Raw genomic sequence first — 3975 nt, 5'->3', positions numbered from 1 at the left:
CGGCAGGCCGTGCTTCACCCCGGCGTCGCCGAGCGCCTCCAGGAACATGGCGGCGAAGGCGGGGCCGCAGCCGGCGATGGCGCTGGCGGTGGACAGCAGCTTGCCGTCCACCCATTCGATGAGCGCTACCTGGCCGAACAGGTCCTCGAACGCCGCGAGCTCGCCCTCGGAGAGCGAGTGGCGCTGCTCGCAGGCCACCACGCCCGCGCCCACGGCGATGGGCGTGTTGGGGATGGTGCTCAGATGGTGCGTACCGGGCGCGAGCACGCCCTCGTAGAAGTCGAAGCCGCAGCCGGCGGCCACCGAGATCACGGCCTTGCCGGGCGCGGCCAGCGCGTCGCGCACGGGCTCGAGCACCGAGGCCACGAGGTGCGGCTTCACGGCCACCACCACGAAATCGCTCGCCTTGACGACGCCGCGCGCATCCTCGCAGGCATGTGCGCCCAGCGCGGCCGTGCTCGCCTGCAGCTTGTCGAAGTGCGCGGCGGTCGCGTAGATGCGCGTGCCCGGCAGCGCGCCCGCCTCCACGAGCCCCTTCGCCATGGCCTGCGCCATGTTCCCGAATCCGATGAAGCCCAACGTAGGGGCGTTGACCTGGTCTGCCATAGGGTCCTCTTTCCGTCGCGTCCGAATGCGTTTCCCCGATTGTACGGCACCCGGGCCCGCCGACGGCCCGCGATGCCGAACCAGCGGCCCGCTCGTCAGCAAAACTGCACGCTTTGCCGGGCGGCACTTGCCGCGCCGCCGCGGTCGCAAGCAAGGCGATCCCCCGTTTCGCAGGGAAGAAAATCAAAGGTGACCAGGCCTGACAACTGCCGGTTGTCGTCCGTTCGCGAAAAAGCATCCGCAAGTTGGTTGCGGCACCCATCCTCGCGGTGCATGATGCGAGGCGTGACCACGGTATTGTGCGAGCGTGAGGAGATGCCCATGAGCTTTCGAGACAACCTTCAGCATCTGCGAGACCTGCAGGATATGAGCCAAGCAGATTTGGCGCAGCGGATCGGTGTGAGCCGCCAGTCGGTGGCGAAGTGGGAGGCCGAGAAGAGCTACCCCGAGATGGACAAGCTCATCAAGATCTGCGACCTGTTCGGCTGCTCCCTCGACGATCTTGTGCGCGGCGACCTTGCCGGGCGCGAAGCGGCCTCCGCGGAGCCGTCTTCCGCCGGCGGGAAGGCGGGATGCGAAGGGGTCGTCGAGGACGTTCCGGTGGATGTGTGGGGCTACGACGAGCGCATGCGCCGGTGCGCGTGGGACGTTGCGGCCGCTGTCGCCGTGGTGATCCTCGGTTTCGGAGCGGGCATCAACTTCACGACGATGGGCCCCAACGTGAACCCGGCTCCCTTCATCATCTTCTTCTCGATGGGGGTCGCACTGGCGCTTCTCTTGGTGAAACCCATGTGGGAAGAGTATCGGGCGTTTCTCAAGGAGCACCCGCAGATCGACGACTTCTACACGCCAGAGCAGAAGGCCGAGTCGCGCAGCGCGAAAGGAGGTGCCATCGCCGGCGCCGTTGTGCTTGTGGTTGCGGGCCTGAACATGCCCGGCTTGTTCGGATGGTTCCAGCAGTACACCTTTGCCGCACTTGCGATGTTCGGCTGCCTCGCCTTGGCCTCCGCGATTGTCGTCTACGCCGTCATGATGGATCGGCGCACCGATGTTGCCCGGTACAACCGGCTCTCTGCGGGCACGACCGTCGCCGAGCCCGACGCAGCCAAGGCCCCGACGGCGGGCGACACCCTGGCGAGCTAGTCCCCGGCCGGCGTGTCCCCTGTTCCAAGGGAGCCCCTGGCGTTTGATCTCCGCATGCAGCTTTCCTCGGGGGGGTGGGTTGGGCGGACGCGGCGACGCGAATACGCGGCATCCGCCTTGCCGGCCCGCATGGCCTGGCCGTCAGCGAGCTGGCGTCGTCGGGCGTCGTGTTGACGCGGCAACGGTCTCTTTGGTACCATGGCCGCTCGGGCCGTGGCGCCCGTCATCCTCTTGAAAGGCCTCTTTCCATGACCGTTCCTCCCAACCGGTAGATCACGCGACCCATCCCGCCTATCCGTCGCCGCGTTCGCGCGCGGCCGCTTCGTGATGGGCTCATCCGGCGGAACGATCGATCAAACGAAGAGGTTTCCTTTATGAAAAAGCTGAACAACGGCGTGGTGCCGCCTGCGTTCGCCTTCCTTATTGCACCTATTCTCAACGCAAAGGAAGGCAGCGAACATTATGAAAACGATACAGTGGCGCGTGGGGGCGACCTCCGCGCCGGCCGCTTTGCGCCCGTGCGGCGCCTGCGGTGCTGAGGCAAGGTTCGAATCGACGGGCCGGTTCCGCGTGAACGCCCAGAAGAAGCGCCTGGACGTATGGCTCATCTACCGGTGCGCCGCGTGCGGCAGCGTGTGGAATTGCGCGGTGGTCAGCCGCGGGCGGCAGGGCGGCGTCGGCCGGGAGCGGCTTGAGCGCTTCATGGGCAACGACCCAGGCCAGGCCCTCGAGTGCGCCCTCGACGCGGGCCTGCTGAAAGGCAACGGCGCGCGGCGGGGCCCGGTGGACTTCGCCGTCGAGGGCGAGCTGCCCGGCGACGAGGACTGCCGGGTGGAGATCCATGCCGAAGGGCTCTCGGGCATCCGGCTCGCCGCGGTGATGCGTGCCAAGCTGGGCCTTTCGCGCAGCGAGCTCGAGCAGCTCGTGGGGGCGGGCGACGTGGCGTGCGCCGACGGGGCGGACGCGCTCGCCGCCAAGCTGCGGCCGCATCAGGCGGTCGTGGTGCGGGCGCGAAGCTAAAGAAGGGAAGCGGGGCTCCGGGATCTTCCTGGGGCCCCGCTCGCAAAAGGCCGCCTTGCCGGAAGGGCATCGGTTCCCATGCTATCATGGCGGCGAACGACCCGCGAAGGCGAAGGAGTCTATCATGTACGGACTGAAGACCGAGGCCAGCTTCGATTCGGCCCATTTTCTCACCGACTACTACGGCAAGTGCGAGAACCTGCACGGCCACCGTTGGCGCGCGGTGGTGCACCTGGCGGTGGACGACCTGCAGGCCGAGGGCACGATGAAGGGCATGGTGCTCGACTTCGGCGTGTTCAAGCGCGCGGTGCGCGAGCTGGCCGAGGCGCTGGACCACACCTTCCTCGTGGAGGAGGGCTCGCTCGCTCCGGCGACGCTGGCGGCGCTCGAGGCCGAGGGGTTCAGCCTGTTCATCGTGCCCTTCCGCACCACGGCGGAGAACCTGGCGCGCTACTTCGGCGACTGCCTGGTTGAGCAGGGCCTTCCCGTGTCCCAGGTGGAGATGTACGAGACCCCGAACAACTGCGCCGTCTACCGGCCGCAGTAGCGCAATCGGGAAAGGGGGCGTCGTGGGCAAGAAAGCCGAGCTCTTCGTGCAGTCGGTCAAGCAAGCCGGCGGCCTCATGGTCATGGCCGTGCGCTACAGCGGGAAGGAGCCCGACAAGCGCACCGGGGCCTCGCGGGAGGAGTACGCGCTGCCGTTCGAGGGCGCGTGGACGGTGGTCAACGGCGGCGTCGTCAAGGAGACGTCGCATTCGTGGGACGTGCTCACCCAACGCTATGCCTACGACTTTGTGATACTCGATGACGAAGGGCGCAGCTGCCGCCCCGACGCCGATCCGGCCGACCCCGCCTCGTACTATTGCTACGGTCTGCCCATTCTCGCGCCTGCCGATGGCGTGGTGGTCGAAGCGGGCGCATCGTGCCCGAATGCGACGATCTGGCTCGACGGCAAGGTGCACTTCGGCGGGGGAGACATCCGCGGCAACTACGTGCTCGTCGAGCACGCGCACGGCGAGTTCTCGTGCCTGTGCCACCTGATGCCGGGCGGCGTCTCCGTCGAGGTCGGCCAGGAGGTGAGGCGCGGGCAGCAGGTCGGGCTCTGCGGGAGCTCGGGCTGCAGCTCCGAGCCGCACTTGCACTTCCATATCCAGCAGGGGCAGAGCTTCTACACCTCGCCCGGCGTGCCGGTGCGGTTCGCGGGCG

7 protein-coding genes are annotated in these 3975 nt (G+C 67.7%); 5 read left to right on the top strand and 2 right to left on the bottom strand.

What is annotated here, in order from left to right:
• Both GPA_RS13870 and GPA_RS18410 read right to left on the bottom strand, forming a co-directional pair.
• On the bottom strand, nucleotides 1-606 hold a 606-nt coding region (locus GPA_RS13870; protein WP_041239688.1), incomplete at its 3' end, for a pyrroline-5-carboxylate reductase family protein.
• A 95-nt stretch (nucleotides 607-701) separates the two neighbouring features.
• Nucleotides 702-929, bottom strand: a complete 228-nt coding sequence (locus GPA_RS18410; protein WP_156791062.1) for a hypothetical protein — start codon at nucleotides 927-929, stop codon at nucleotides 702-704.
• Here GPA_RS18410 and GPA_RS13865 point away from each other — a divergent pair.
• The 5 genes from GPA_RS13865 to GPA_RS13850 all read left to right on the top strand — a co-directional run.
• The gene (locus GPA_RS13865; RefSeq protein WP_083809155.1) at nucleotides 928-1749 is read left to right on the top strand and encodes a helix-turn-helix transcriptional regulator; all 822 of its coding nucleotides are present in this window, start codon (nucleotides 928-930) and stop codon (nucleotides 1747-1749) included. The two genes, GPA_RS18410 and GPA_RS13865, sit on opposite strands and share 2 nt — an antisense overlap.
• Before the next feature lie 374 nt (nucleotides 1750-2123).
• Complete coding sequence (locus GPA_RS19505; protein WP_167536559.1) at nucleotides 2124-2288, top strand: hypothetical protein; 165 nt, start codon at nucleotides 2124-2126, stop codon at nucleotides 2286-2288.
• 31 nt (nucleotides 2289-2319) lie between these two features.
• Entirely contained in the window at nucleotides 2320-2769 is a 450-nt protein-coding gene (locus GPA_RS13860) for a DUF1062 domain-containing protein (protein WP_231847656.1), read from the top strand.
• 124 nt (nucleotides 2770-2893) lie between these two features.
• Entirely contained in the window at nucleotides 2894-3316 is a 423-nt protein-coding gene (locus GPA_RS13855; RefSeq protein ID WP_015540250.1) for a 6-pyruvoyl trahydropterin synthase family protein, read from the top strand.
• Between the two features lie 22 nt (nucleotides 3317-3338).
• Nucleotides 3339-3975 (top strand): M23 family metallopeptidase (locus tag GPA_RS13850; protein WP_049784173.1); only part of this gene is annotated, 637 nt, incomplete at its 3' end.

Origin of the sequence: Gordonibacter pamelaeae 7-10-1-b, from assembly GCF_000210055.1 — a bacterium.
Lineage (GTDB): Bacteria > Actinomycetota > Coriobacteriia > Coriobacteriales > Eggerthellaceae > Gordonibacter > Gordonibacter pamelaeae.
Note: the sequence above shows the minus strand (reverse complement) of the source record. Positions and strands in the feature narration are given on the sequence as shown.

Coding starts and splice junctions, on each gene's coding strand:
- GPA_RS13865 (WP_083809155.1), top strand. CDS start 928: ATGAGCTTTCGAGACAACCTTCAGCATCTGCGAGACCTGCAGGATATG.
- GPA_RS18410 (WP_156791062.1), bottom strand. CDS start 929: ATGGGCATCTCCTCACGCTCGCACAATACCGTGGTCACGCCTCGCATC.
- GPA_RS19505 (WP_167536559.1), top strand. CDS start 2,124: ATGAAAAAGCTGAACAACGGCGTGGTGCCGCCTGCGTTCGCCTTCCTT.
- GPA_RS13855 (WP_015540250.1), top strand. CDS start 2,894: ATGTACGGACTGAAGACCGAGGCCAGCTTCGATTCGGCCCATTTTCTC.